A 23,694-nucleotide genomic window follows, 5' to 3' on the forward strand; every position below is an offset into this window, starting at 1 on the left:
GGGCCCACCCGGAGGCGCTTCCCGCGCGCGAGGCTGCGATACTGGTGGGCGATGGACCCTGCACGCAAACGCCGCGTACGTCTCGTCGTGGCGTTGAGCACCGCCGTGATCCTCGCGGTCGCGCTCGTCTACACCAGCTTCAGCGCCTCGTCGGAGGCGCGCTCACCGAGCCAGCTCCTGGCCGGCGCCCAGACCGGGAAGAGCTACCAGCTGACCGGCAAGGTCGTGAACGGCTCGATCGAGAAGTCCGGGACGACCTACCGGTTCCGCGTCCGTGACCGCTCCGGCACGACCTCGGTCCCGATCGTCTACACCGGCTCGGTCGCCGACACCTTCCGCGACGGGCGCGAGGTGATCGTCACGGTCAAGCGCCAGGGCGACGCGTTCGTCGGCGAGAAGGACTCGCTGGTCACGAAGTGCCCGTCCAAGTTCCAAGAGCAGTCCAAGACGCAGAAGACCTGAGCGGGGCCCATGTCTGATCTGGGTCGCGGTCTGCTGTTCCTGGCGTTCGCCGTCGCCGTCTACGGCGTGTTCGCCGCGCTCTACGGCGGGATCGGCCACCGCCGCGAGTGGGTCACGAGCGCCCGTCGCAGCGTCTACGCGCTGGCGGGCCTCAGCACCGCCGCCTTCGCGGTGCTCGAGATCGCGTTCCTGCGCAACGACTTCTCGTTCGCGGTCGTCCAGTCGCACAGCTCGACGACCACGCCGTTCTTCTACAAGTTCGCGGCCGCCTGGTCCTCCCAGGAGGGCTCGCTGCTGCTCTGGCTGTGGCTGCTGTCGGTGTGGTCCAGCCTCGTCGTCTTCCTCACGCGCCACCGCATGCGCGACGTGCAGCCCTACGCGATCGCGACGCTGCTGGGCTTCGCGACGTTCTTCGGCGGCCTGCTGGTCTTCAAGGTCTCGCCCTTCGACACGCTGCCGATCGCGCCCCAGGACGGCACGGGCCTCAACCCGCTGCTGCGGCACCCGTCGATGATGATCCACCCGCCGATGCTCTACAGCGGCTACACGCTGTGGTCGGTGCCGTTCGCCTTCGCGGTCGGCGCGCTGGTCGTGCGGCGCGTGGACGCCGAGTGGATCCAGGCCACGCGCCGGTTCGCGCTCGGCGCCTGGTTCTTCCTCGGCGTCGGCATCCTGCTCGGCGCCCGCTGGTCCTACGCCGAGCTGGGCTGGGGCGGCTACTGGGCCTGGGACCCGGTCGAGAACGCGTCGCTGCTGCCGTGGCTGACCGGCACCGCGTTCCTGCACTCGATCATGGTGCAGGAGAAGCGCGGGATGCTGAAGACGTGGAACGCGTCGCTGATCCTCGGCACCGGCACGCTGGCGATCCTCGGCACGTTCCTCGTGCGCTCCGGGATCCTCGACTCGATCCACGCGTTCACGGGCTCGGACCTCGGCGTCCCGTTCGTGATCCTGATCGGCGCGATGATCCTCGGGTCGGTCGCGCTGGTCGTCTCTCGGCGCGACGTGCTGCGCTCGGAGCACAAGCTCGACTCGCTGCTGTCGCGCGAGGCGATGTTCCTGGCCAACAACCTCGTGCTGGTCGGGATGGCGTTCGTCGTCTTCTGGGGCACGTTCTTCCCGCTGATCTCCGAGGCGATCACCGGCGAGAAGCAGTCGCTCGGGCCGCCCTGGTACGACAAGTACGTGGTGCCGCTGGCGCTCGCGCTGGTGCTGCTCAGCGGCGTCGGCCCGGTGATCGCGTGGCGGCGCGCGACGCCCAAGAACGCGCGGCGCAACTTCACGTGGCCGATCGCCACCGGCGTGGTGACCGCGATCGTGCTGTTGCCCTTCGGCGTCGGCGGCCGGCCGTGGGCGCTGGCGATGTTCGCGCTGGCCGCGTTCGCGATCGCCACCGTCGTCCAGGAGTTCGTGCGCGGCGTGCGCGCCCGCCGGGCGATGACCGGCGAGCCCGTGCCGCTGGCCTTCCTGACGCTGATCCGCCGCAACCGGCGGCGCTACGGCGGCTACGTCATCCACCTCGGCATGGCCGTGCTGTTCATCGGCGTGGCCGCCTCGTCGGCCTTCCAGCACGTCAACACGATCGAGCTGAAGAAGGGCCAGACGACGAACATCGGCCGCGGGTACTCGGCGCGCTACGACGGCCCGACGTCGCGCATCGACGTCAAGGCCGACGGCGTCGAGCGGCTGGTCTTCGGCGCGAAGCTGACCGTGATGAAGGGCAAGAAGGTCGTCGCGCACCTCGCGCCGGAGCGCGGCTACTACCCGATCTCGGGCGCTCCGTTCGCGGGCGCGATCGGCAAGTACTTCGACGGCGAGTCGACGTCGGAGATCGCGATGAGGGCCGGGCTGGGCATCGACATCTGGAGCGCGGTGACGCCCGACCTCGACCCGACGCTGGCCGACGTCAAGAAGGGCGACAAGGTCTTCGCGGCGGCGCAGGGCAAGATGAGCGACACCGAGTACGCGACCGCGCTCGGCACGGCGATCCGCGGGCTGACCGACAGCTACGCGTCGAAGGCGCCGCCGGCGACGTTCCGGCTGATCGTCTCGCCGATGGTCACGTGGATCTGGATCGGCTCGCTGCTGGCGTTCCTGGGCGGGATCATCTGCATCTGGCCGACCGCCGACCTCGCGCACCGGCGGGCGACCGCCGGCTACGCCGCCCGCGTCGCGCGCGACCTCGGCCGCACCGGCGCCGAGCGCGCCTAGGCGCCGCGGATGGACGTGGTGGCGGTGGTCGGGGTGCTCGCGGCGGCGCTGATCGTGGGCTGGGTCATCGCCGGCCCGCTGCGCGGCGGCCGGGCCGAGGCCGACGACGCGGCGCTCGCCGCGCGCCTCGAGGACCTCGAGGCCGCCAAGGAGGCGCGCTACCGCGAGATCCGCGAGGCCGAGATGGACTTCCGCACCGGCAAGCTGTCGGAGGCCGACTACAAGGCGATCGACCGCCAGCTGCGCCAGGAGGCAATGGAGATCCTCCGCCGCCTGGATGCGCTGGGCGGCCCGGCCGAGTAGCCTCTAGGACGCAATGCTCGAGACGATCCTCTCCGTCGTGCAGGTCGCCATCTGCGTCGTCCTCATCTTCCTGGTGCTCATGCACTCGGGCAAGGACGCCGGCCTCTCCGGCGCCTTCGGCGTCGGCACCGGTCAGGGCTCGCTCGGCGGCGGCTCCATGGTCGAGCGCAACCTGAACCGCTGGACGATCCTCTTCGCCGTGCTCTTCGCGGTGAACACGATCATCCTGTTGAAGATCAACTAGCCCGTGGCGCGTTTGCGCGCCGTCTCGCCGCGCCTGACGGCCGCGGCGCGTTTGCGCGCCGTCTCGCCGCGCCTGGCGGCACGCGACGGAGCTTGACGGGCGGCCGCCCGCCGGCGCTCGCCGCGCACCGCCAGCCACGACGATCCGGGGCGCAAACGCGCCACGGTCGCGTGTGGTGGCGATCCACTCAGCAGCCGATGGGCTTGCCGCTGCGGTCGCCGACCTTGCGGTCGCGCAGCGTGATGGTCTTGGTCGAGGAGACGGTGGAGCCGTCGGCGGCCTTGGCCGAGAGCGTGACGGGGTAGCGGCCGGGGGAGGCCTTGGCGCCCTTGCCGGAGGTGCCGGCGACGGGGTAGAAGCGGCCGTTCTTGAGCGGCACGGTGAACGTGTAGCACTTGCTGGCCTTGCCGCCGACCGAGCCGATCGAGCCGCCGCCGTGCTTGGCGAACGTGCCCGAGGCGCGGATCAGGCCGTCGAAGCGGCGCGGCAGCTGGCCGTGGGTCTTGACGACCACGACCACGAGCTTCTTGCCCAGGTTGGGCTTGAACGCGTCGTAGTAGGCGTAGCCGGACACGATCTTGATCGAGGCGGGCGTCGCGGGCCGGGTCGCGGCGAGCACGGCGCCGGCGGGCAGGGCGGTGGCGCCGGCGGTCGTGGCCAGAGCGAGCAGGGGGAGCAGGCGGGAGCGGGTCATGTCCTCGGAACGTGGCGATGGGCTGGGAGGTGACGCCGGGATCCAGGTTGGCGCACGCGAGGCCGTCCGCCAACCCGGCGGACACGCCCCTAACGCACGGTCAACGCGAACGTGCCGACCCGGTCGCGCAGGCTGCGCGGGCGGGCGCTCTCGTCGGCGTTGGCGCGCACGAGCGTCACCGCGCCGAAGTAGTGGCCGGGATGCTTGAAGGGAAACGTCACGGTGACGAGGTCGCCGGCGGCGTGGTCGCGGCCGGAGGGCCCGACCGCGTAGGTGCTCGCCCCGGACCGGGTCAGCGAGACGTCGTAGTCCTCCAGCGTGCCGTGCACGGCGACCGGCGCGCGGAAGCTGACCTGGATCGCGATGCGGCCCCGGCGGTCGTGGACCGCGCGCGCCCGGACGGCGGCGCGGGCGCGGCCGGCGCGCAGGCGGCGCAGCGGCGCCGTGCGACGGCCCGGGATCGCGCAGCGCCCGCCCGCGGCGCCGCGCTCGGTGACCGCGCACCGCTTCCCGCCCGCGAACGCGATCTCGGTGATCGGCGAGTTGGTGGGGACGACCCCGCCGGTGACGCCGTTGAAGTCGCGGCTCGCCGTGTCGGGCAGGACGATCAGGTACGCGCCCTCCGGGCCGACCGTCGGGACCGTGTGCGGGCCGTCGGCCAAGGTGTAGGTGACGCTGCGGGCCCGCGGTCCGAGCGTCCCGAAGTACAGGTTGCGGACGTCGCCGTCCGGGCACAGGTCCGACTCGGGCGCGCCGACGACGAACTGCCGCGGCTCGCAGCTGCCGCCGGGCGTGGCGGCCGAGGCGATGCCGGTCGCGGCCGCGCCGGCGTAGAGCCTGCCGTCGCGGTCCAGCGGCGCGCAGGCGGAGATCGAGCTGACCGCGTCGACCGGGATCGGGTGGAAGCGCCCGTCGTCGCGGAAGGCGTGGTCCTGGCCCAACGCGCCGAGCTGCCCGTCCTGCACGCGGCCGACCTGCACGCAGCCGAGGCCGCGCGTCGTCCGGAGGTACCGCAGGCCCCACGGCGGGCCGCCGTCGGACGGGTCGGCGGGCGCGATCCCGTCCAGCAGCCGGGCGCTGCCGGCGACCGGGACGCCCATGCCCGAGTGCGGGTCGTGCGCGACCCGGCCCGGCGGCTGGACGGGCGTGCCGACCGGCAGGGCGCCGAGCGCGAGGACCGACAGGGCGAGGGCGAGGATCACGTAGGTGAGTACGTTCTCGCGGTCGTTCTGTGACGGCGCGAGCGGGGCTCACCACGCGGCGCGGTAGAGCGCGAGCAGCTCCTCCGCGTCGGCGGCCGGCGGCGTGTAGCGCAGGTCGGGGCGCTGCGCGGCGGCCCGCGCGCACGCCTCCAGCTGGTCCTCGTCGACGCCGAGGCGGCGGATGCCGTCGGCGCCGGCGCGGCGCGCCAGCCGGCGGGCCAGCTCGACGAGCGTGCCGTCGGGGTCCACGCGGCCGGGGTTGCGCTGCTCCAGCGCGCCGATCGCGACGGGCAGGACCGCCGCGTTGGCCTGGCCGTGGCCGGCGCCGCCGACGCGCACGAGCGTCTGGCTCATCACGTGGCTGAGGCCGTAGCGCGTGGCGTCGATCGCGTAGCCCGACAGCAGCGCGGCCTGGGCGAGCTGCTCGCGGCCGAGGTAGGACGGGTCCTCGCCCTCGACCAGCCAGGCGACGTCGATCAACCGCATGGCCTCGCGCGCGGCGAGCGTCGGGACGGGGGAGGCGAGCGTCGTGACCGGCGCCTCGACCGCGTGCGCGAGCGCGTTGGCCGAGGAGGCGGCCAGCTCGGCGGTCGGCTGGGAGGCCGACAGGTCCGGGTCGTTGACGACGATCGCGGCGCGGACGTTGCGCGCGCCCTCGTGGCCCGCGGGCGTGCGGTGGATGCGCGTCATCTCGGCGGCGCTCAGCGTCGTCGGGATCGCGGCGGCGCGCGTGCCGTGCGGCCGGACCCCCGCCAGCGCCTTGGCGACGTCGACCACGCGGCCGCCGCCGAGCGCGACGATCAGCCGCGCGTCGCCGACCGCCTCGTGCAGCTCGGCGGCCAGCTCGTCGACCAGGCCGGGCCCGACGACGTGGACGGCGCTCGCGCCCTCGACGACCTCGGGCGCCGCGGCCCGCGCGCGCTCGGTGGTCAGCAAGGTGTAGGAGTCGCCCAGCAGCCGCGGCGCGTCGGCGACCGCGCCGCGTCCGAACCGGATCGTCCGCTCGCCGTCCTGCCAGGTGAAGTTCATGGTCTTGACCCTACCCCTCGTCGAGCGTCGAGCGGCTCAGCGGCACGAGGCGGTGGTCGGCGGTGAAGAGCCGCCGGCAGCCCAGCAGCGCGATCACCGAGGCGGTGGTCGTCACCGAGCCGAGGATCACGTACAACAGCGCGAGCTGGACGCGGACCGCGTCCAGCGGCGCGACGCCGGCGAGGATCAGGCCCGTCATCGCGCCGGGCAGGACGATGATGCCCAGGGCCTTCAACCGCTCGACGTCGGGCGCGATCCCGGTGCGCAGCACCTGCCGGACCGTCGGGCGGACCGCGCGCTGCCACGGCAGGCCGAGCGCGAGCCGCGCCTCCAGCTCGGCCTGGCGCTCGCCGATGGTCTCCACCAGGCGTCGCACGGTGAGCACGCCGGCGGCCAGCGAGTTCCCGATGACCATGCCCGCCACCGGGACGACCGTCCGGCCCGTCACCGGGAAGATCCGCAGGACGAAGAGCAGGCCGAGGCCGGCGGTCGCGCCAGCGGTCAGCGCGGTTGCCGCCACCGGTAGCACGCCCGGGAGCATCGGGGCGCGGCGCGCGACGGTGAACGCGGCGAAGACGACCATGCCCGCCACCCAGAAGAACGACCAGCCGACCCAGGTGTGCGGGTCGACGATCAGCCCGAGCGCGATCCCGACGAGCAGCATCTGCGCCAGCGACCGGACGACCGCGATCGCCAGGTCACGCTCCAGGCGCAGCTTCTGGCGGATCGACAGCAGCGCGACCGCCGCGATCATCACCAGCGACGCGGCCAGGCCCCACCAGGAGACTTGTCCGCTGCTCACGCCGCCACCCGTCCTTCCCGCAGCACGATCACGCGATCGCCGAGCCGCGCGGCCTGCGCGCGGTCATGGGTCACCAGGACGATCGCGACGCCCTCGCCGGCGAGGCGCCGGGTGAGGGCCTCGATCGTCGCGGTGGCGTCGGCGTCCAGCGCGGACGTCGGCTCGTCCATCAGCAGCACGCGCGGCCGCGTGCCCAGGGCACGGGCCAGGCAGGCGCGCTGGGCCTCGCCACCGGAGAGCGTCGCCGCCTCGCGCTCCAGGAAGTCCTCCGGCGCCAGGCCGCAGCGGGCCAGCAGCGCGGCGAGGTCGGTGCCCTCGTCCGGCTCGGCCACCGCGAGGTTGTCGGCGACCGTGCCCGGGAAGAGCACCGGCGCCTGGAAGACCATCCCGACCTCGCGCCGGTGCGCGAGCACGTCGTGGGTCGCCAGGTCCGCGCCGCGGTAGCGCACGCGCCCCGCGTCGGGCGCCACCAGCCGGTTCAGCAGCCGCAGCAGCGTCGACTTCCCCGACCCCGACGGACCCTGCAGCACGGTCACGCCGCCGTCCTTCCCGAGCGCCATCGAGACGCGATCCAGCCGCGGGCGCATCGCGCCCGTGACCGTCACCTCCTCCAGCGCGAAGAGCGGTTCCACACCCGCATCATGCCTGGCGGGCGCGGCCTCGCCCGGCGTGCCCCGCGGCCCGGCTCAGCGCGGTCCCAGGATCAGGCACGTGGAGGTCGCGTGCGCGACCTTCTTGCCGGACTCCGCGCCGGTGATCGTCGCCTCGGCGAGCACGGCGGTCGACCCGCGGTTGAGCACCGTGCCCTCGGCCAGCAGGCGCTCGCCGCCGCCGAACGACGGCCGCAGGAAGTTCACCTTCAGCTCCAAGGTGGTGTACATGCCGCCGCGCGGCAGCGTCGTGTGCACCGCGCAGCCCATGGCGCTGTCGAGCAGGGTGGTGACGATGCCGCCGTGGACGGTGCCGAGCGGGTTCTGATGGGCCTCGATCGGCTCCATCGAGAACACCACGTTGCCGTCGTCGACGCGGTCGATGTCGAAGCCGAGCAGCCGCGCGATCGGCGGGGCGGGCAGCGCGCCGGAGGCGATCGCGCGCATCAGCTCCAGGCCCGTCCGGTCGGCGGCCGCGGCGACGATCGGCGCCGGGTCCTCCCAGGTCACCGTGCGCCGGCGCGCCGCGTCCACGGGGCCGCGCGGGTCGGTCGCGGTCATGCGACCACCTCCGGCGTCGGCGCGCCGAGGCCCGCTTCGCGCCCCTCCGCGAGCGGCTCGTCCGCGGTCGCCCGGGCCGGCGGACCGACCGCGACGAACGACAGCGACGCCAGCGCCGCGGCGCCCGCCATCAGCCACCAGGCGTCCTGGAACGTGGCGACGACGTCGGCGGGCGACGGCGTCCCGAGCACGGCCACCAACAACGCGACGCCGAGCGCGCTGCCGATCTGGCGTGACATCGTCAGCACCGCGCTGCCGGTCGCCAGCCGCGTCGGCGGCAGCTGCGCGGTCGCCGCGCCCGCCAGCGACGGGTTGACGAGGCCGACGCCGGCGCCGCCGATCAGCATCCCCGGCAGGTAGTCGGCGGCGTAGCGCACGTCCATCCCCAGGTGCGTCGCCCACCACACGCCGCCCAGCCCGAACAGCGCCGCGCCCGCCGCGCCGACCAGGCGCGGCCCGACGCGGGCGCTCAGCACGCCGCCCGCGACCGCGAAGAGCGCCGCGGTCGCCGGGCCCGGCGCGATCTTCAGGCCGGCGCCGATCGCGCTCTGGCCCCAGACCTCGGTCAGCCACAGCACCGACCCCAACAACATCGCGCTGAACCCGATGAAGAAGAACAGGCCCGCGACCTGCGCGAACGCGAACGCGCGCACCTTCAGCAGCGCGGGCTCGACGACCGGCACCGGGTGGCGCGTGGAGCGCGCCGCGAACGCGCCGAGCAGGATCGCCGCCGCCGCGAACAGCCCGATGACCCGGGGGTCGCCCCAGCCCCAGCCCGGGCCCTCGACGATCGCGGCGATCAGCGTCGCCACCGCCGCCGTCAGCACGCCCGCGCCGACGAGGTCCGGCCGCGCCGGATCCGGGTCGCGGACCTCGCGCAGCACGCGCGCGCCGGCGGCGATCGCGGCCAGCCCCACGGGCACGTTGACGAGGAACACCCAGCGCCACGACAGCTCCACCAGCAACCCGCCGATGACCGGTCCGGCCGCCGCCGCGGTGCCGCCGACCGCCGCCCACAGCCCGATCGCCAGCCCGCGCTTCTCCGGCGGGAACTCCGGCAGCAGCAGGCCCAGCGACGACGGCGTCAGGATCGCCGCGCCGGCCGCCTGGACGATCCGGGCCGCGATCAGCACGCCGACCGACGGCGCGGCCGCGCACGCCGCGCTGGCCGCCGTGAACAGCGCGAGCCCGCCGAGGAACGCGCGCTTGCGCCCGGTCCGGTCCGCCCAGCGCCCGGCGGGGACCAGGAGCGCGGCGAAGACGATCGCGTAGGCGTCCAGCACCCAGGACAGCGACGCCAGCGACGTGCCGTCGAAGTCCCGCTGGATGTCGGGGAACGCGATGTTGACGATGAACAGATCGAGGCTGGCGACGAAGACGCCGACCGAGACGATGGCCGCGACGCGGGCGCGGTGGCTCATGGGGCGGGCCCTTCCGAGGGGTCAGGTGCGTGAGGAGGCCGTCCGCACGGTAGCGGAGTCGGTTTCGTCATGCAACTGATGTGTCTCGACGGCGGCGACGGCGTCCGCGCCGGCCTCCCCGCCCGCGCTCTCCTGCCGGACGATCACCCAGACCGACGCGAGCACCAGCGCCATCCCGGCCAGCGTCGCGACCGCCACGTCCTCCGACAGGAAGACGGCGCCGAGCAGCACCGCGATCACCGGGTTGACGTAGGCGTAGGTCGAGACCTTCGAGATCGGCGCGTGCGTCAGCAGCCACGAGTAGGCCGAGAACGCGACGATCGACCCGACGACCACGAGGTAGAAGAACGCCGCCACCGACTTGGCGCTGAACGCGCCGAGGTCCAGCGACTCGCCCGCGACCACGCCGCCGACGACGAGCACCAGGCCGCCGGAGGACAGCGACAGCGCGGTCGCGGTCAGCGGGTCCGACGGCACGTTCACGCGCGACTGCAGGAACGACCCCAGCGCCCACGACAGCGACGCGACGAGGACCAGCAGCGTCATCCCGAGCGGCACGTCGTCGGGCCGTCCGCCGGGCAGGAGCAGGATCCCGACGCCGACGAAGCCCAGCGCCACGCCGCCGAGCGTCGCGGCCCGCGCGCGGTCGCCGGCCAGGCGCCGCAGCAACACGATCAACAACGGCTCGGACGCGATCAGCAGCGCCGCCAGCCCGGACGGCACGTCGCGCTCGGCGACCGTCACCAGCCCGTTGCCGCCCGCGGCCAGCAGCGTGCCGACCGCCACGCACCAAAGCAGCTGCGCGCGCCCGACCGCCAGCGCGCCGGCGCCGCGCCGCACGACCAACACCACCATCATGATCGCGCCCGCGAGCACGAACCGCAGGCCCGCCCCGAGCGCCGGCGGGACGGTCTCGACCATCAGGCGGATCGCCAGGTAGGTCGAGCCCCAGATCAGGTAGATGGCCCCGAGCGCCGCCCACACCCGCATCTCCTGAGGAGGGGGATGGAACTCGTGGGTGGGAGCGGCGCTCGTTGGGGCCATGTCCCGGCGGGCTACCCGCGCGCGAACGCGGGGCGCCGCCGGGCTGTCGCCCCGGCACGCCGGAGGAGATCCCGGGCACCCTGGGCAACGCCGCGGGAGGTCGCCGCGGAGGACTCCGCGGCGGCGCGCAGGCGCAGGAGGGCGACCAGGTCGGCGGTCGGGGCGAAGGGATCGGCGATCGCGCGGCCGTCGGCCACGGAGAGCGCCGCGAGGATCCGGCCGTCCCGCTCGGCGACCAGCACCGGGCCGCGGCCCGCGAGGGGCCGTTGGCTGTCGAGGCGCGCGAGGCGCTCGAGCGGCGCGTGGTCGTCGGGGTAGGCGGGGCGGATCACCAAGGCGTCCATGCTGGGGAGGGAGGGGGTGCTGCCGGACATGGTCAGGATCATGGTGGGCAGGGTCGATTAGCTCAAATGACATTTGGTGACCGACGGAGTAAGTTCCGCTTATGCTCGACGTCCGCCGCCTTCGCGTGCTCCGGGAGGTCGCCACGCACGGCTCGTTCAGCGCCGCCGCCGAGGCCCTCTCCTACACGCAGTCCGCGGTCTCCCAGCAGATCGCGGCGCTGGAGCGGGAGGCGGGCGCGCGCCTGGTCGAGCGGTCGGCGCGCGGCGTCAAGCTCACCGACGCGGGCCGCGCGCTGGTCGGTCACACCGACGCGATCCTCGCCCGGCTGGCCGACGCCGAGGAGGAGCTGCAGGCGATCAACGGCCTGCGCGGCGGGCGCCTGCGGCTGGCCGCGTTCCCGTCCGCGTGCGCGACGCTGATGCCGCTGGCGGTCGCGACGTTCCGCGAGCGCCATCCCGGCGTCGACCTGTCGCTGTGCCCGGCCGAGCCCGACGACGGGCTCACGCTGCTACGCGCCGGCGAGGTCGACGTCGCGCTCTCGATCGAGGCGACGTTCGCGCCGCCGCGCACCGACGCCGCCGACCTGGAGGCGCTGCCGCTGCTCGACGACCCCATGTACATCATGCTGCCGCGCGAGCACCCGCTGGCCGGGCGCTCGCGGCTGAAGCTCGTCGACCTCGCCGACGAGTCCTGGATGATCGGGACTGCCGCGACGTGTCCCGACACGTCGATCTTCATGCGCGCCTGCCAGGTCGCGGGCTTCGAGCCGACGATCGCCTTCAACCTCGACGACTACAACGCGATCCAGGGCTTCGTCGCGGCGGGCATGGGCGTGTCGTTCATCCCGGACCTCGCGCTGATCAACGTGCGCGACGACGTCGTCATCCGCTCGTTCGGCAGCGGCCGCTCGCCGGTGCGCCGGATCATCGCGCTGACGCTCGCCGACTCCTACCGGTCGCCGGCCAAGCAGGCGATGCTCGACGTGCTCGTCGAGGTCGCGGGCGAGTTCGGCGCGCGGCGCACCGAGCTGGCGCTGGCCTCTTGACCGTCTACACCGTCGGGCACTCGTCGCACACGTTGGCGCGGTTCGCGGAGCTGCTGCGCGGCCACGGCGTCACGCAGGTCGCCGACGTGCGGCGCTGGCCGCGGTCGCGCCGCCATCCGCACTTCGACGACGACGCGCTGGCGGTCGAGCTGGCGCCGTCCGGGATCGCCTACGCGCACCTGCCCGAGCTGGGCGGCCACCGGGATCCGGTCGGCGGCTCGGTGAACGACGGCTGGGACGTGGCGGCCTTCAACGGCTACGCCGACCACCTCGGCAGCGCCGAGTTCGCGCGCGGTCTGGCGCGGCTGGCGCGGCTGCGCGCGGCGCGGGTGACGGCCGTGATGTGCGCGGAGGGCGACTGGCGGCGCTGCCACCGGCAGCTGCTGGCCGACGCGCTCGTGGCGCGCGAGGGCGTCGAGGTGGTGCACATCGCGCCCGACGGCGGGCTGGAGCGCCACGCGGTGACCGCGTTCGCGCAGCGCGGGGGAGACGGCGCGCTGACCTACCCGGCCCAGCAGCTCGGGCTGGGCTTCTGAGTGGCGCTAGACGACCGGCGTGCGCAGCTCGCCGAGCCCCGGGGCGGCCAGGACGACCTCGTCGCCGGGCTCCAGCCAGCGGACGTCCTCCGGCGCGCGCTCGGCGTTGAGCTCCAGCAGGCAGCCGCGGTGCAGCGTGCCCGACCCGAGCACGTCGCCGGGGACCAGCCGCGTCTCCTTGGCCGCGTGGGCGACGAGCTGCGGCCACGACCAGCGCATCGCGCCCGCGTCGCCGCGCGCCAGCACCTCGCCGTCGACGGAGACCGTGGCCTCCAATCGGATCCGGCCGTCCTCGATCGTCAGCTCGTCGGGCGTCGCCAGCCACGGCCCGATCGAGGTCGCGAAGTCCTTGCCCTTGGCGGGCCCGAGCCCGACGGCCATCTCCTCGCGCTGGACGTCGCGCGCGCTCCAGTCGTTGAGGAGCGTGAAGCCCGCGATCTCGCCCTCCTCGCCGATCACCGCCGCGATCTCCAGCTCGAAGTCCAGCCGCCGCGAGCCCGCCGGGCGGCGCACCGGTTGGCCGGGCCCCTGGATCGACGCCGGGTTGGAGAAGTAGAAGACCGGCGCCACGTACCAGGCGCTGGGGATCTCGGCGCCCGCCAGCCGGAAGCCGGTGGCGACGTGGCCCTCGTAGGCGAAGAAGTCGCGCACCGACGGCGGCGTCGGCACCGGGGCCAGGAGCGCGACGTCGGCCAGCGCGTGGTCGCGGCCCGTCGGCGCGTGGCCCTCGCCGCTCAGCCAGTCGAGCATCGTCGCGGCGGCCAGCTCGACGACGCGCTCGCCGTCGTCCAGCCGCCCGACGCGGATCGCGCTGTGCGGGTCGCGGAAGGTCACCAGGCGCATGGCCGCGGACGCTACCGGTATCGGCCGTTCGCTCATCGAGGTCGACAGCAATGCGATAGTCCACGGACCGTGGCGTCGCGCAACGTCGAGATCGTCCAGCAGCTCTTCACCGCCTTCGAGCGGCGCGACCGCGACCAGGTCCTGGTCCTCTGCGCCCGGGACATCGTGTTCGAGCCGCAGACCGCTCAGATCGCGGCGGCGGGGCAGCCCTATCGCGGTCACGCGGGCATGCTGCGGTACCTGGAGGACGTCGCGTCGATCTGGCAGGAGCTGCGTCCGACGTCCGACGCGTTCTTCGAGGGCGACGACGGCGTCGTCGTCGCGACCGGCCGCGTCTACGCGTGGGGCGCGGGGCGCGTGATCGACTCGCCGGCGGGGTGGCTGTGGCGCGTGGACGACGGCCAGGTGGTCTACGGCCGGGTCTTCCAGACCGCCGCGGGCGCGCTGGAGGCGGCCGGGATGAACGGCGCGTCGGACGGGTAGCGCCGCGGCGCGGCGCGCCCGTCGTCAGCGGTTGCCGTTGTAGCGCTTGGTCAGGACCTGCACGTACTGCACGCGGCGCGGGTTGACCAGGAGCTGGATGTGCGGCGACTGGTCGATCGTGCCCTCGTCGTCGATCCGCGACACGCGGCCGATCTGCAGCTCGGGCGGGTAGATCGACTCGATGTCGGCGCGCTTGGACGTCGTGCCCTCGGTGACGATGAGCGTGTTCTGGCGCACGTCGGACTTGGTCGGGACCTGCTGGAGCTCGAGGTCGCGCGGGTTGCCGGAGCTGGCGACCAGCGTCCCGGCCGAGTCGCCGTCGGCGGTCTTGGCGCCGACGCCGACCGTCGAGTTCGTGAGCAGGCGGATGACCGCCGAGTTGTCGCCGACCTTCTCGATCTTGCCGATCAGCCCGTGGTCGTCGGACCCGGACCCGTCGGCGGCGATCACCGGCTGGTCGACCTTGATGCCGTCGGTCGCGCCCTTGCCGATCGTGATCTTCGTGTAGGACAACGTGGGGGAGCGCGCGAGCACGCGGGCGGTGACCGGCTTGTAGGGCGTGAGGTCGACCGGCTGGCGGTCCATCGTCTGGAGCCCGAGGAGCTGCGGGTTCTGCGCCGCCGCGGCCTGCCCCTGGATCGCGAGGTCCCGGAACTGGTCGCGCTCCTTGCGGACGTCGTCGACCTTCCCCTTCGCGGTGATCGTGTCGTCGATCCAGCCGAACAGGTTGCTGATCGGCTTGACGGTCTTCGACGCCCCGTCGCCGACCGGCCCCGACACCGCCGAGATCCCCCGCCGCACGTCCGCGAACGGCCCGAGCCCCGCCACCACCAGGATCAGCACGACCAGCACGACGACGACCCCGAGCGCGGTACGGCGCCGGCGGCGAATGGTCTCGTCGGGATGGGGACGGTACGAGGGCATGGAGGCGGCCAGTGGAGGCTACGAGGTCGGCGCCCGAGGCGACCCCACCGCATGCGCCTTTGCGGCCCAGGCGCCTGTGCTGCTGCCGCGATCAGCCGGTGATCTGGACGCGCGCGCTCGTCGCGTTGGTCGCCTCGACGGCGTCGAACCAGCGGACGCCCTCCTGAACGGCCGTGAGGATCAACGTGTAGGCGGCCGCCCGGTCGGGCGCGGTGAGCACGATCTCGCCCTCGGTGGAGGTGCCGGGCGCGACCGTGCCGGGCAGCTTCGCGCGCATGCCGTCGGTCACGCTGCCGTCGTCATGGGCGACCCAGCGCGCCCCGACCTGCACGGGGAAGGGCTCGGCGGCGTGCAGGACGGCACCACCCTGGTTGACCATGCGCCACGGCAGCGTCGCCGTGGCGCCGGTGCCGAGCGTGGCGGGGAGCTCCGCCAAGATCTCGACGCGGCAGGCGGCCTCAGGCGGCGGCTCGCTGATGGGCCACAGCTGCTCGGGTTCGACGTCGGCGCTGCGAAAGAGGTCGAGCTGGCGCTCGTCGCCCGCCCGCATCGGGTTGGTGCCGAAGCCCCGCTCGATCCCGGCGATCAGTGGGTCGGGGAGGACGGCCAGCGCATAGACCTCGCGCGCGCGGAGCGGCACGCGGTCTCGGGTGTCCGGCGTGCGGCGGTCCAGGACCGCGACGTGCGCGCGGTGCCCGTCGCCGGCTCCGCGACGCGCGCTTCAGCCGATGTAGAGGTCGTCGCCGAGGATCGCCACGCCCCGCGTCCACGCGCCCAGGTCCGCGCGGCCCTCGACGCGGCCGTCGTCGTCGAAGACCAGCACCGCGACGGCCGCGTGGCTTGATCTCGGCCGCACGCGGTTCGAGCCGCGATTCGAACTCGTCGGTGCAGCAGTGCGGTCGCCCTGTCCACGCTGCAGGCCGACGACCATCCGTTGTTGCCCAAGAAGCTGGCCACCGTGATCGTGTGGACCCGACCGCCATCGCCCAGGACCGGCAGGTCCGGCCGATCCCCGACGTTCGTGGCGATCGAAGAGTTCGGACCATCGAGTCCGACCTGGTCATGCGGCTGCTGTCGTGGGAGCGCGGCGACGGGTTCTCGGTCTGCCTGGCCGCTCAGACGCCGGCCGACTTCTCGGTCACGTCGCCTGAGCCGGCCTGGCGGGTGATCGGCAACCCCAACGTGATTTCCGTGCTGGGTCGACGCGCACGCCAACTGCTGATCGTCACCTTGGCGGCATAGGCCCGCGCCGCTGAGCTGTCTGAGGGCTCAGCGGCGGGACCCCAGCACGAGGGGGATCCAGTGTCCCTCCCAACGCTCTCAGCGCGGCATCGGCCGCGCTGAGAGCTAGAGCTGGCTAGCCGGTGTAGGACGGTGCGGGGATCGTCACCAACGCTCCGGCCGCGTCGGTGTACTCGACACGTTCGGTCGGTCCCATGACGTCAGCCGAAATGGCGTTGCCAACGACCTTGAGGCTCTGTGACTCGCCGCTCTTGAGGTACAGCGTTGCGTTCGTGACTCCGTCGGGAACGACGCCGTAGATGAGCACCTCACCGTCCTTGAAGTCCGGCCCGCCACCTGCTCCACCGAGAGCTTCGACGATGCCTCGCCCTGCATTGTCGGCGTTCTGGCAGCCGGCGGCGCCCAGTTCGATGATGAGGCAGATCCCCCCGTCAACGGTCGAAGCCAGCCACGACCGACCTCGCGAAAGCTGCGTTCGTAGTTGGTGCGCGTTGTCCAACGTGCTCGGCGCAAAGCCCTTGGCGACGTCAGCAGGTACCGCGTCGGAAGCGCTCTTCGCAGCACGCAACACCGAGTAGTTGCCGGCCACGCGAGCCGGTGGTGACGCCAACGTGTCTGGTGAGGTGCCCTGATCGCTGCTAGCGAAGGCTGCTACCGCTCCACCGGTCACGGCGATCGCCAGCACGGCCATGACAAACGCGCTGATCCTTGAGATACGCATCATCTGCTCCTAGTTGCTGTACTGGAAGTAGCCCCAGCCGTAGAAGCCGGTGATGGATGACCAGTTATTGACGTTGGTCGCGTAGCCACTGCAGGGGTTGTACGAGGTCGTGCAGTCCGACTGCTGTGAGTAGGCGTAGGCGCATGCCGGCAGCGAGCGGTTCGCGCCGCCGCCACTCGCCGTTTCCTTGACCAGCGCGCACATGAAGTTTTGGCCTTCCCAAGAAGCCACTGTGAACCTCGTGAACCCAACGGCGCCGTGGTAGCCAGCTGCGCAGCGATCGCCGTAGGGGTATCCGCGAGGACTTGCGGAGGTCCCGCAGAAGTCAGCCGTCGCGGCGTGAGCGGTCGGCACGGCCGCACACAGGGCGACCAGACAGCCGACTGCACACAGGCCCCGAGCCACTTTCAGCCAGCGCGTGAAGATCGACAAGCTCGCCTCCTCTGACGAGAGTTGTGTTTGCTCAGGAGGCAAGAGTCATGCTTGGAACCGCCACGCGCGAGTCGACGGACCCGATTGATCGGGAGCTGCCGCTAAATCGTCACAAATCTCCTCGGCGTGGTCACAAGCCGGGGTCTCATAGCTCTTAACTGAGTTTCGATGCGCGAGTGAGTGCGCGGTCTTAGCGGCGAACCTCTGCGACGAGCCGTGTCAGCGTCTCCCGGCGCTGCTCGCGCGTGCCACCCTTGACCACTAGCCAACCACCGTCGATTCGTTGTGCCGATCGCTGAACCGCTGCGTCATGGGTGTCGAAGCCTGCTGCCGTATTGACCGCCGGTGGCGCACCTCCGCCGGCCGGGTCTGCTAGCACGACTACCTCGATACTCGCCCCGCCGACCTTGGCTGTGGCCGTAGCGCAGCTGAGGAACGCATATCCCGTAGCTCGATCGAGCGTCGCTTGCGGGACGGTTCGCGCGTCGTGCAGTGAGACGCCTGCATCCGCGGCGGTGAGTCGGCAGGCCGCGTCAGCCGCAGACGAGGCCAGCCCCCTGGTCGGCCGCTCCTGTCTAGGAAGGTCTTGCAGACTGCTGGCCTGTCCCGCCAGCGGCTTGCCGTCAGCGGCGAGCAACTGGACGCGCAGATATCCGGGGTCGACGTGGTAGGCCTGCGCGCGCACCGTCGCTGCGACGAGTCGCATCGTGCTCGGCAGGCCCGGGTCGGAGGTGGCCTCCACGACGCGATCGTTGTTGAGTCGGGCAGCGGCGACCCTTGAGTCGACGAGGTAATACACCAGCGCTCGACTGCTCGACAGCAAGAAGATCCCTCCGCCGACGAGGAGGGTTCCAACATGAGGGGCTTGTGTGCAGCCTTCGCCGACCGTTGCCTGTTCCGTGCCAACCGAGGTGCTGGTGCTGACACACCATCCACTGGATCCGAGCACCGTGTTTGGGGTCACGCTGATTCGGTACCGGTCGGCCTGGCCGCGTGCGGCTCCCGGAATCGGGCCCGAGGAAGGCTCAGAGGGCGCACCATGCAGCGCCACAACCGCAGCGGTTGCTCCGCCGCATGCCACGAGCGTCGCGAGCGTCGTTCCCAACACCATGCGTCGCCGATCTGTCCAACGACTGCCGCCAACGCCTGAGGCCGTCCGCTCCAAGAGCCGACGACGGAGCGTCGGCGGCGCTTCCGACGCAGGCTCCGGGTTGGCGTGACGGAGTTGCTCCATTAGGTCAGTCACGGGCTGTTGCCTCCTTCGGCGCCGCTGCGCAGTGATGTGGCGTCCGCCTTTCAAGCTGTGCGCGCAGCCGCTGCCGCGCCCGATGCAGTCGTTGATGGACGGCTGGTTCCGACCGTCCAAGAACCGCCGCGATCTGTCGCGCGTCGAGGTCCTCCCAAGCGCTCAGCATCAGGACCTCTCGATCTGCCTTGCCGAGCGCTGCGAGCGCTTCGAGCAACGGGCCCGGCTCGCGGACGTCGTGCGTGGCCGGCGGGCGGATCCCCTTGAGGGCGGTCAGAAGTGCCTCGCGCCGGCGCTGTGCACGGTGTGCGTTGGCCAGCAGCCGCCGCGCAACTCCATAGAGCCATAGCAGCGGCTCGACGTCAGGTACGTCCGCTGTACGCCGCCACGCGACGACGAACACATCGACGGTGATCTCCTCGGCGGTCGCCGGATCGGTGCGTCGGCGCGCAAACGCGAGCACGCGCGCCCCGTATTCGTCGTACAGATCCTCGACCCGTTCCCGCCTCACACCCACCCCATGTCCGGCAGCCCAGACATTCTGACCGATGAAGGGCCGCGGTCGCTAAGGCCAGAGCGCCGCCGGACGCCCACCCGGTGCTTCGGGCGTCTGCTCGCGGCGGTATACGCAGGACGACCTGACGAGCGCGGATTCGGCTGCGTGTCGACCCTGGGACGCCGCCAGAATTGGAGGGCTGCTTGTCGGCACGCGTGTGTGGGACGCAGGGGTCCGATCCCTGGTGGCATCGACGCGGAACCAAGGGGCACAACGAAGAAAGCCCCGCGCTTGCGGGGCTTTCGTCTCATGCGCCGAAGAGGACTCGAACCTCCACGGGGGAATCCCCCCACAAGGCCCTCAACCTTGCGCGTCTACCAATTCCGCCACCGGCGCGTGACAGGCGAGGTCAGCATAGCGAGCGGGGTGCTTCGCGGGCGCTCGGCTTGATTCCGTCTGGAGACCCCGCTACCTTCACGAACACATGTTCGACCGAGAGAACAAGAGCTGCGAGAGGTGACCCCGGTGGACCTGACCAAGCGCCAGCAGGAGATCTTCGACTTCATCAAGCGGTACTCGGCCAAGCACGGATATCCGCCGACGGTGCGGGACATCGGCAAGGCCGTCGGTCTCGCCTCGTCCTCCACCGTCCACGCGCACCTGGCGAACCTCGAGAAGCTCGGGCTGCTGCGGCGGGATCCGTCCAAGCCGCGCGCGCTGGAGCTGCTCGACAAGGCGGGTGCCGCGGTGGCCAGCACGGTCGGGGAGACGGTCGACAACGTCCGGTCGATCGTCCGGCCGGCGGGGCTGCCGCTGGTCGGCTCGGTCGCGGCCGGTCAGCCGATCCTCGCCGAGGAAAACATCGAGGAGTACGTCGAGGTGCCGCCGGTCGCCGGCGGGGACCAGGGCGAGTACGTCCTGCGGATCCGCGGCGAGTCGATGAAGGACGCGGGCATCCTCGAGGGCGACTACGTCGTCGTCCGCAAGCAGGAGAACGCCGCCGACGGCGACATCGTCGTGGCGTTGGTGGGGGAGGAGGCGACGGTCAAGCGGTTCTTCCGGGAACCCGATCACATCCGCCTTCAGCCCGAGAACGCGACGATGGAGCCGATCCGGTCCAAGGACGTAAGGATCATGGGTCGGGTCGTCGGACTCTTCCGGAGCGTGTGACATGACCGCGACCTTGACCCTCTTCCGTCCGTCGATCCTCGATCCCGTCGAGGACGCCGACCGGACCCAACTGCGCGAGCCGGGCTTCGTGCACGACCGCTCGCGGCGGTCGGCTCCCGGTGACGGGGAGCAGCCTCAGCTGCGCGAGCCCGGCTCCGCGCGGATCGCCGCGCCGGCGCCGGCCACCGTGCCGGACGCCACGCCCGCGCCCACGCGCGACGACACGCACCAGCCGATGGTCCAGCAGGACGGCGGGCCGACCCTCGACGAGCTGCTCGTCGGGGTCTGGGAGGGCCTCGCCGCGCACCGCACCGTCGCGTGCCCGGCCTGCGGCGAGGCGATGACGCCCCGCTACAGCGCCGGGCCCGCGCCGGTCGGCGGCCGCTGCGGCTCGTGCCGCACGACCATCGCCTGACCGGGGCCCAACCCCACCAACAACCCCTCATCCCCTCCGGCGCCCGCGCTCCCCGCGGGCGTTCGTGATTCTCGGGACGCTCGCCTTTCCGGCGGGCGTTCGTTGGCTCTCAGGACGCCCGCGCTCCCGCGCTCCCGCGCGTTCGTGGTGCCTTCGTGGCGCCACGGTGGTCGACCTCAGCGCGAGGGCGCCGTCCCGACCAGCACCGCGAGGTCGCGGTCGCGCCACGTCAGCTCGGCTTCCAGGCCCGCGCTCGTCAACCACCCCAACTGCTCGTCGATGCTGCTCGGGGTGTCGAAGACGCCATCGATCGGGGTCACGACGTCGCTCGGATCCTCGGGAACGATCAAGTCCCCCAACACGAAGCGGCCGCCGGGGGCAGCGCCGTGGCGACGCGCGCGAACAGCGACGCCTTCTCGGGGCCGTCGAGGTGGTGGACCGCCAGCGCCGAGAACACCAGGTCGAACGGCCCGTCGGGGAGCGGGTCCTGCAGCCGCGCCGGCTGCAGGTCCGCGTCGGGCAGCCGCGTCCGCGCGCGCTCCAACATCTCGTCGCCGGAGTCGACGCCGATCAGCGACGCGCCCGGGTGCGCGGCGAGCACGTGCATCGCGGTCTCGCCGGTGCCCGTTCCCAGCTCCAGCAGCCGCGCCGCCAGCTGCCCGCCGCCCCGGGCGCCCGCGCCGGCCGCCTCGGCCACGGCCGCCTGCAGCGCGGCATAGGCCGGGATGTCGTCGGCCATCATCTGGTCGTAGGAGTCCGGGTCGAAGCGGAACTCGTCGCTCATGCCTCCGGACGCTACCGCGCACCCGGGCGCCGGCGAACGGGGCCGAGTCGAGGCGAACCGGGCGGACGACCGACCGCTGGCGCGGCCTCTGCTCGGGCGCCGCCGTCACCCCGCCCGCCACCACCACGCGCCTCACCCGCACCATGTTCATCAACTCCCCAACCCCTTCACCGGGCCCACGAACCAACCCCTCCAGCCCGCGCCCCGGACGCACGTCGCGCTCGCGCCGTTGCAGCGCTTTCACCCCGCCCCGCTCGGCGCTACGCTGACTGCTGCACGCCGGACGGCCGCGGCGGGAGAGACAACCCGTCGAGGAAAGTCCGGACACCACAGGGCATGGTGGTCGGCGCAAGCCGACCCGGTGAAAGCCGCGGGACAGTGCCACAGAGACATACCGCCGATGGCCGGGCTGCACGTGCGTCCGGCACAGGCAAGGGTGAAAAGGTGCGGTAAGAGCGCACCGGCGTCATGGCGACATGGCGGCCAGGCAAACCCCACCAGGTGCAAGGCCAAGCAGGACCGTTCGCAGGCTGCCCGCCGAGGTCCAGGTCGGCCGCTCAGATGGATGGTCGTCCACGACAAGATCCGGCTTACAGGCGTGCTACGGCGGGGGCTCCCGATCGGGAGCCCCCGCTACGTTCCCCGGGTGCGCTTCTCCCTGCTCTACGAGCTGCAGCTGCCGCGGCCCTGGGACGGCGGCCAGGCCGAGGCCGAGCGGCGCCTGATCGCCGAGGCGCTCGACCAGCTCGCGGCCGCCGACCGCCTAGGCTTCCACGCCGCGTGGATCGCCGAGCACCACTTCCTCGAGGAGCGGTCGCTCGCGAGCGCGCCCGACGTCGTGCTGAGCGCCGCGTCGCAGCGCACGACCGACCTCGCGCTCGGGCTCGCCGCCCAGCCCGCGCTTCACCATCCGGCGCACCTGGCGGCCACGATCGCGACGCTCGACCTCGTCTCCGGCGGCCGCGCCCACCTCGGCGCGGCGGCGACCGCGACGGGCGCGGAGCGCGCGGCGTTCGCGCCCGCCACGCCCGCCGCCGACGTCTTCGCGACCGCCGTGAGCATGATGGTGGAGTCGCCCTACGCCGGCGACGACGCCTTCGGGATGCCACCCCGCGACGTCGTCCCCAAGCCCCTGCGCAAGCCCCATCCGCCGCTGTGGTCGGTGATCTCCAAGCGGGCGGAGGCGCGCGTCGCGGGCGAGCGCGGGACCGGCGTGCTCGTGCTCTCCGCGGTGGAGCCGGAGGACCTCGCCGCGTGGGCGTCCGAATACGACGGTGCCCTCAACTCTGAGCGCTGCGTTCCTGTTGGCTTCGCGGTCAACGCGACCTTCGCCGCCGCGCTTCCCCTCCATGTCCACCATGATGAGGCCGAGGCGATCGCGCGTGGCATCGACGGCGCCCACTTCGCCGCCTACGCGCGCGGCCACTATACGACCTTCGGCGAGCACCGGCCCGGCCGGACGTCGGTGTGGGAGGACTTCCAGGCCCGCCGCGACGACGTCGGCCTCGCGCGTGCTCCGATCGTCGCCGATGGCGCGCCGCTGCGGGTCAGGCCGATGGGCGGCGGCCTTGCCTCGCAGCGTGGAGCGATCGGCACACCTGACCAGGTCCGCGACCTCGTCGCCCGCTTCGCCGCGGCCGGCGTTGACGAGTTGGTGTTCATGGTCCAGACCGGGCGCACGCGCCACGAGCACGTGCTCGAGGCGCTGGAGCTGTTCGCGGCCGAGGTGATGCCGGCGTTCGCCGAGGACCCGACGCCGCGCCTCTCCGAGGGGGCCGCGCGACGCGCGCTGGAGCGCCGGCCGGCCCGTCGCAGGCCGCCGCGCGACTACGCGTTCGCGGCAGGGGATGATGTGGCGGTGTCCGCGCCCGAGAACTCACCGACTCCCGACGACCGCGCCCCCGAGTCCCGCGGCGCCGCGCTGCGCCGTGCGCTGGAGGCCCGCGGCGAGCGCGCGTTCCAGGCCTTCGTCGCGCGCTCGCCCGACGCGCGCCTGGCCCGCACCGCCGGATCGGGTCCCGGGCTGCGCGTGATCTTCGCCGCGATGGAGCGCCAGTTCGTCCCCGAGAAGGCCAATGGCTTCACCGGCGACATCCAGTACAACCTGCGCGGCGAGGACGGCGACGTCCGGTCGTGGACGGTGTCGATCGACGGTCCGCGGGCGTCGGCCCGGCCGGGTGCGACGGGCAATCCGCGGCTGGCGATCACGGTGTCGGTCGCGGACTTCATCCGCATCGCGGGACGTGACCTGGACCCCGTGAAGGCCGTCCTGACCGGTCGTCTGGAGCTGGCCGGCGACTTCACGGTCGCGATGCGGCTGGGCGAGATGTTCGGCCAGCCCGGACCGTTCTGACCCGAACGGCCGGCTTGCGCATCGTCCGCCGTTCAT

30 protein-coding genes, 1 tRNA gene and 1 other RNA gene are annotated in these 23,694 nt (G+C 72.7%); 12 read left to right on the top strand and 20 right to left on the bottom strand.

What is annotated here, in order from left to right:
• Positions 1–51: 51 nt before the first annotated feature.
• Genes VFG42_RS02750 through secG form a run of 4 tightly spaced genes read left to right on the top strand, consistent with a single transcriptional unit; the run spans position 52 to position 3,220 of the window.
• Positions 52–462 carry a cytochrome c maturation protein CcmE gene (locus VFG42_RS02750; protein WP_324905009.1) on the top strand — a complete coding sequence of 137 codons (411 nt, stop codon included), beginning with the start codon at positions 52–54 and terminating at the stop codon, positions 460–462.
• A 9-nt stretch (positions 463–471) separates the two neighbouring features.
• Complete coding sequence (locus VFG42_RS02755) at positions 472–2,673, top strand: heme lyase CcmF/NrfE family subunit (RefSeq protein ID WP_324905011.1); 2,202 nt, start codon at positions 472–474, stop codon at positions 2,671–2,673.
• A 9-nt stretch (positions 2,674–2,682) separates the two neighbouring features.
• Complete coding sequence (locus VFG42_RS02760; protein ID WP_324905014.1) at positions 2,683–2,976, top strand: hypothetical protein; 294 nt, start codon at positions 2,683–2,685, stop codon at positions 2,974–2,976.
• A 13-nt stretch (positions 2,977–2,989) separates the two neighbouring features.
• Entirely contained in the window at positions 2,990–3,220 is a 231-nt protein-coding gene (secG, locus tag VFG42_RS02765; RefSeq protein WP_324905016.1) for a preprotein translocase subunit SecG, read from the top strand.
• Between the two features lie 187 nt (positions 3,221–3,407).
• On the opposite strand, the gene VFG42_RS02770 is transcribed toward secG, so the two are convergent.
• The 9 genes from VFG42_RS02770 to VFG42_RS02810 form a co-directional block, all read right to left on the bottom strand.
• On the bottom strand, positions 3,408–3,914 hold the full coding sequence (locus tag VFG42_RS02770) for a PKD domain-containing protein (protein WP_324905018.1): 507 nt from the start codon (positions 3,912–3,914) through the stop codon (positions 3,408–3,410).
• A gap of 89 nt (positions 3,915–4,003) precedes the next feature.
• Complete coding sequence (locus VFG42_RS02775) at positions 4,004–5,116, bottom strand: hypothetical protein (RefSeq protein WP_324905020.1); 1,113 nt, start codon at positions 5,114–5,116, stop codon at positions 4,004–4,006.
• A 48-nt stretch (positions 5,117–5,164) separates the two neighbouring features.
• On the bottom strand, positions 5,165–6,145 hold the full coding sequence (locus VFG42_RS02780; protein WP_324905022.1) for an iron-containing alcohol dehydrogenase: 981 nt from the start codon (positions 6,143–6,145) through the stop codon (positions 5,165–5,167).
• A gap of 10 nt (positions 6,146–6,155) precedes the next feature.
• The gene (locus VFG42_RS02785; protein WP_324905024.1) at positions 6,156–6,947 is read right to left on the bottom strand and encodes an ABC transporter permease; all 792 of its coding nucleotides are present in this window, start codon (positions 6,945–6,947) and stop codon (positions 6,156–6,158) included.
• A complete protein-coding gene (locus tag VFG42_RS02790) occupies positions 6,944–7,534 on the bottom strand; it encodes an ABC transporter ATP-binding protein (protein ID WP_414642313.1) in 591 nt (196 codons plus the stop codon). The genes VFG42_RS02785 and VFG42_RS02790 overlap by 4 nt, the downstream gene beginning before the upstream one ends.
• 99 nt (positions 7,535–7,633) lie before the next feature.
• Positions 7,634–8,158: a PaaI family thioesterase gene (locus tag VFG42_RS02795; RefSeq protein WP_324905028.1), complete on the bottom strand. Its 525-nt coding sequence runs from the start codon at positions 8,156–8,158 to the stop codon at positions 7,634–7,636.
• Positions 8,155–9,579: a DHA2 family efflux MFS transporter permease subunit gene (locus VFG42_RS02800; RefSeq protein ID WP_324905030.1), complete on the bottom strand. Its 1,425-nt coding sequence runs from the start codon at positions 9,577–9,579 to the stop codon at positions 8,155–8,157. Before VFG42_RS02800 ends, VFG42_RS02795 begins: the two co-directional genes overlap by 4 nt.
• A 21-nt stretch (positions 9,580–9,600) precedes the next feature.
• A complete protein-coding gene (locus tag VFG42_RS02805) occupies positions 9,601–10,623 on the bottom strand; it encodes an EamA family transporter (protein ID WP_324905032.1) in 1,023 nt (340 codons plus the stop codon).
• Positions 10,624–10,634: 11 nt separating this feature from the next.
• Positions 10,635–10,997 (bottom strand): hypothetical protein, encoded by a 363-nt coding sequence (locus VFG42_RS02810; RefSeq protein ID WP_324905034.1) that lies wholly within the window; start codon positions 10,995–10,997, stop codon positions 10,635–10,637.
• Positions 10,998–11,068: 71 nt separating this feature from the next.
• Here VFG42_RS02810 and VFG42_RS02815 point away from each other — a divergent pair, with 71 nt between their 5' ends.
• Positions 11,069–12,013, top strand: coding sequence for a LysR family transcriptional regulator (locus VFG42_RS02815; RefSeq protein ID WP_324905037.1), 945 nt, complete (start codon positions 11,069–11,071; stop codon positions 12,011–12,013).
• Positions 12,010–12,549, top strand: coding sequence for a DUF488 domain-containing protein (locus tag VFG42_RS02820; protein WP_324905039.1), 540 nt, complete (start codon positions 12,010–12,012; stop codon positions 12,547–12,549). Before VFG42_RS02815 ends, VFG42_RS02820 begins: the two co-directional genes overlap by 4 nt.
• Before the next feature lie 6 nt (positions 12,550–12,555).
• Here the strand turns inward: VFG42_RS02820 and VFG42_RS02825 are convergent, their stop codons facing one another.
• On the bottom strand, positions 12,556–13,392 hold the full coding sequence (locus tag VFG42_RS02825) for a fumarylacetoacetate hydrolase family protein (RefSeq protein ID WP_324905041.1): 837 nt from the start codon (positions 13,390–13,392) through the stop codon (positions 12,556–12,558).
• A gap of 69 nt (positions 13,393–13,461) precedes the next feature.
• On the opposite strand from VFG42_RS02825, the gene VFG42_RS02830 reads away from it, so the two are divergent.
• Positions 13,462–13,875, top strand: coding sequence for a nuclear transport factor 2 family protein (locus VFG42_RS02830; protein WP_324905043.1), 414 nt, complete (start codon positions 13,462–13,464; stop codon positions 13,873–13,875).
• 24 nt (positions 13,876–13,899) lie between these two features.
• Here VFG42_RS02830 and mreC read toward each other — a convergent pair whose 3' ends face one another.
• From mreC to VFG42_RS02845, 3 genes are all read right to left on the bottom strand, one after another.
• The gene (gene mreC / locus VFG42_RS02835; protein ID WP_324905045.1) at positions 13,900–14,799 is read right to left on the bottom strand and encodes a rod shape-determining protein MreC; all 900 of its coding nucleotides are present in this window, start codon (positions 14,797–14,799) and stop codon (positions 13,900–13,902) included.
• 91 nt (positions 14,800–14,890) lie between these two features.
• Entirely contained in the window at positions 14,891–15,439 is a 549-nt protein-coding gene (locus VFG42_RS02840) for a hypothetical protein (protein ID WP_324905047.1), read from the bottom strand.
• A gap of 81 nt (positions 15,440–15,520) precedes the next feature.
• Positions 15,521–15,655: a hypothetical protein gene (locus tag VFG42_RS02845; protein ID WP_324905049.1), complete on the bottom strand. Its 135-nt coding sequence runs from the start codon at positions 15,653–15,655 to the stop codon at positions 15,521–15,523.
• Between the two features lie 110 nt (positions 15,656–15,765).
• Between VFG42_RS02845 and VFG42_RS02850 the strand changes: the two genes are divergently transcribed.
• Positions 15,766–16,041 (top strand): hypothetical protein, encoded by a 276-nt coding sequence (locus tag VFG42_RS02850; protein ID WP_324905051.1) that lies wholly within the window; start codon positions 15,766–15,768, stop codon positions 16,039–16,041.
• 115 nt (positions 16,042–16,156) lie between these two features.
• Here VFG42_RS02850 and VFG42_RS02855 read toward each other — a convergent pair whose 3' ends face one another.
• From VFG42_RS02855 to VFG42_RS02875, 5 genes are all read right to left on the bottom strand, one after another.
• Positions 16,157–16,732 (bottom strand): hypothetical protein, encoded by a 576-nt coding sequence (locus VFG42_RS02855; protein WP_324905053.1) that lies wholly within the window; start codon positions 16,730–16,732, stop codon positions 16,157–16,159.
• A 39-nt stretch (positions 16,733–16,771) separates the two neighbouring features.
• Positions 16,772–17,194 (bottom strand): hypothetical protein, encoded by a 423-nt coding sequence (locus VFG42_RS02860; protein WP_324905055.1) that lies wholly within the window; start codon positions 17,192–17,194, stop codon positions 16,772–16,774.
• Between the two features lie 190 nt (positions 17,195–17,384).
• Entirely contained in the window at positions 17,385–18,305 is a 921-nt protein-coding gene (locus VFG42_RS02865; RefSeq protein WP_324905057.1) for a hypothetical protein, read from the bottom strand.
• A 127-nt stretch (positions 18,306–18,432) separates the two neighbouring features.
• Positions 18,433–18,951 (bottom strand): sigma-70 family RNA polymerase sigma factor, encoded by a 519-nt coding sequence (locus tag VFG42_RS02870; RefSeq protein ID WP_324905059.1) that lies wholly within the window; start codon positions 18,949–18,951, stop codon positions 18,433–18,435.
• A gap of 295 nt (positions 18,952–19,246) precedes the next feature.
• A tRNA-Leu gene (locus VFG42_RS02875) sits at positions 19,247–19,332 on the bottom strand.
• A gap of 129 nt (positions 19,333–19,461) precedes the next feature.
• On the opposite strand from VFG42_RS02875, the gene lexA reads away from it, so the two are divergent.
• Entirely contained in the window at positions 19,462–20,106 is a 645-nt protein-coding gene (gene lexA / locus VFG42_RS02880) for a transcriptional repressor LexA (protein WP_324905330.1), read from the top strand.
• Position 20,107: 1 nt separating this feature from the next.
• Entirely contained in the window at positions 20,108–20,521 is a 414-nt protein-coding gene (locus VFG42_RS02885; protein ID WP_324905061.1) for a hypothetical protein, read from the top strand.
• Between the two features lie 176 nt (positions 20,522–20,697).
• Here the strand turns inward: VFG42_RS02885 and VFG42_RS02890 are convergent, their stop codons facing one another.
• Together VFG42_RS02890 and VFG42_RS02895 are read right to left on the bottom strand one after the other, a co-directional pair.
• Complete coding sequence (locus VFG42_RS02890; protein ID WP_324905063.1) at positions 20,698–20,841, bottom strand: hypothetical protein; 144 nt, start codon at positions 20,839–20,841, stop codon at positions 20,698–20,700.
• Positions 20,842–20,867: 26 nt separating this feature from the next.
• Complete coding sequence (locus VFG42_RS02895) at positions 20,868–21,305, bottom strand: class I SAM-dependent methyltransferase (protein WP_324905065.1); 438 nt, start codon at positions 21,303–21,305, stop codon at positions 20,868–20,870.
• A 271-nt stretch (positions 21,306–21,576) separates the two neighbouring features.
• Here VFG42_RS02895 and rnpB point away from each other — a divergent pair.
• Both rnpB and VFG42_RS02905 read left to right on the top strand, forming a co-directional pair.
• Positions 21,577–21,914: RNase P RNA component class A (gene rnpB, locus VFG42_RS02900), an RNA gene on the top strand.
• A gap of 37 nt (positions 21,915–21,951) precedes the next feature.
• Positions 21,952–23,658, top strand: a complete 1,707-nt coding sequence (locus tag VFG42_RS02905; RefSeq protein ID WP_324905067.1) for an LLM class flavin-dependent oxidoreductase — start codon at positions 21,952–21,954, stop codon at positions 23,656–23,658.
• The last annotated feature ends 36 nt before the right edge of the window (positions 23,659–23,694 follow it).

This window comes from Baekduia sp., from assembly GCF_035685985.1.
GTDB lineage: Bacteria > Actinomycetota > Thermoleophilia > Solirubrobacterales > Solirubrobacteraceae > Baekduia.

What these genes read in the sequence shown, in the direction of transcription:
- VFG42_RS02750 (WP_324905009.1), top strand. Translation starts at nt 52, where the DNA reads ATGGACCCTGCACGCAAACGCCGCGTACGTCTCGTCGTGGCGTTGAGC.
- VFG42_RS02755 (WP_324905011.1), top strand. Translation starts at nt 472, where the DNA reads ATGTCTGATCTGGGTCGCGGTCTGCTGTTCCTGGCGTTCGCCGTCGCC.
- VFG42_RS02760 (WP_324905014.1), top strand. Translation starts at nt 2,683, where the DNA reads ATGGACGTGGTGGCGGTGGTCGGGGTGCTCGCGGCGGCGCTGATCGTG.
- secG (WP_324905016.1), top strand. Translation starts at nt 2,990, where the DNA reads ATGCTCGAGACGATCCTCTCCGTCGTGCAGGTCGCCATCTGCGTCGTC.
- VFG42_RS02770 (WP_324905018.1), bottom strand. Translation starts at nt 3,914, where the DNA reads ATGACCCGCTCCCGCCTGCTCCCCCTGCTCGCTCTGGCCACGACCGCC.
- VFG42_RS02780 (WP_324905022.1), bottom strand. Translation starts at nt 6,145, where the DNA reads ATGAACTTCACCTGGCAGGACGGCGAGCGGACGATCCGGTTCGGACGC.
- VFG42_RS02790 (WP_414642313.1), bottom strand. Translation starts at nt 7,534, where the DNA reads ATGCGCCCGCGGCTGGATCGCGTCTCGATGGCGCTCGGGAAGGACGGC.
- VFG42_RS02795 (WP_324905028.1), bottom strand. Translation starts at nt 8,158, where the DNA reads ATGACCGCGACCGACCCGCGCGGCCCCGTGGACGCGGCGCGCCGGCGC.
- VFG42_RS02800 (WP_324905030.1), bottom strand. Translation starts at nt 9,579, where the DNA reads ATGAGCCACCGCGCCCGCGTCGCGGCCATCGTCTCGGTCGGCGTCTTC.
- VFG42_RS02805 (WP_324905032.1), bottom strand. Translation starts at nt 10,623, where the DNA reads ATGGCCCCAACGAGCGCCGCTCCCACCCACGAGTTCCATCCCCCTCCT.
- VFG42_RS02810 (WP_324905034.1), bottom strand. Translation starts at nt 10,997, where the DNA reads ATGTCCGGCAGCACCCCCTCCCTCCCCAGCATGGACGCCTTGGTGATC.
- VFG42_RS02815 (WP_324905037.1), top strand. Translation starts at nt 11,069, where the DNA reads ATGCTCGACGTCCGCCGCCTTCGCGTGCTCCGGGAGGTCGCCACGCAC.
- VFG42_RS02825 (WP_324905041.1), bottom strand. Translation starts at nt 13,392, where the DNA reads ATGCGCCTGGTGACCTTCCGCGACCCGCACAGCGCGATCCGCGTCGGG.
- mreC (WP_324905045.1), bottom strand. Translation starts at nt 14,799, where the DNA reads ATGCCCTCGTACCGTCCCCATCCCGACGAGACCATTCGCCGCCGGCGC.
- VFG42_RS02855 (WP_324905053.1), bottom strand. Translation starts at nt 16,732, where the DNA reads ATGGCCGTGCTGGCGATCGCCGTGACCGGTGGAGCGGTAGCAGCCTTC.
- VFG42_RS02865 (WP_324905057.1), bottom strand. Translation starts at nt 18,305, where the DNA reads ATGGTGTTGGGAACGACGCTCGCGACGCTCGTGGCATGCGGCGGAGCA.
- VFG42_RS02885 (WP_324905061.1), top strand. Translation starts at nt 20,108, where the DNA reads ATGACCGCGACCTTGACCCTCTTCCGTCCGTCGATCCTCGATCCCGTC.
- VFG42_RS02895 (WP_324905065.1), bottom strand. Translation starts at nt 21,305, where the DNA reads ATGAGCGACGAGTTCCGCTTCGACCCGGACTCCTACGACCAGATGATG.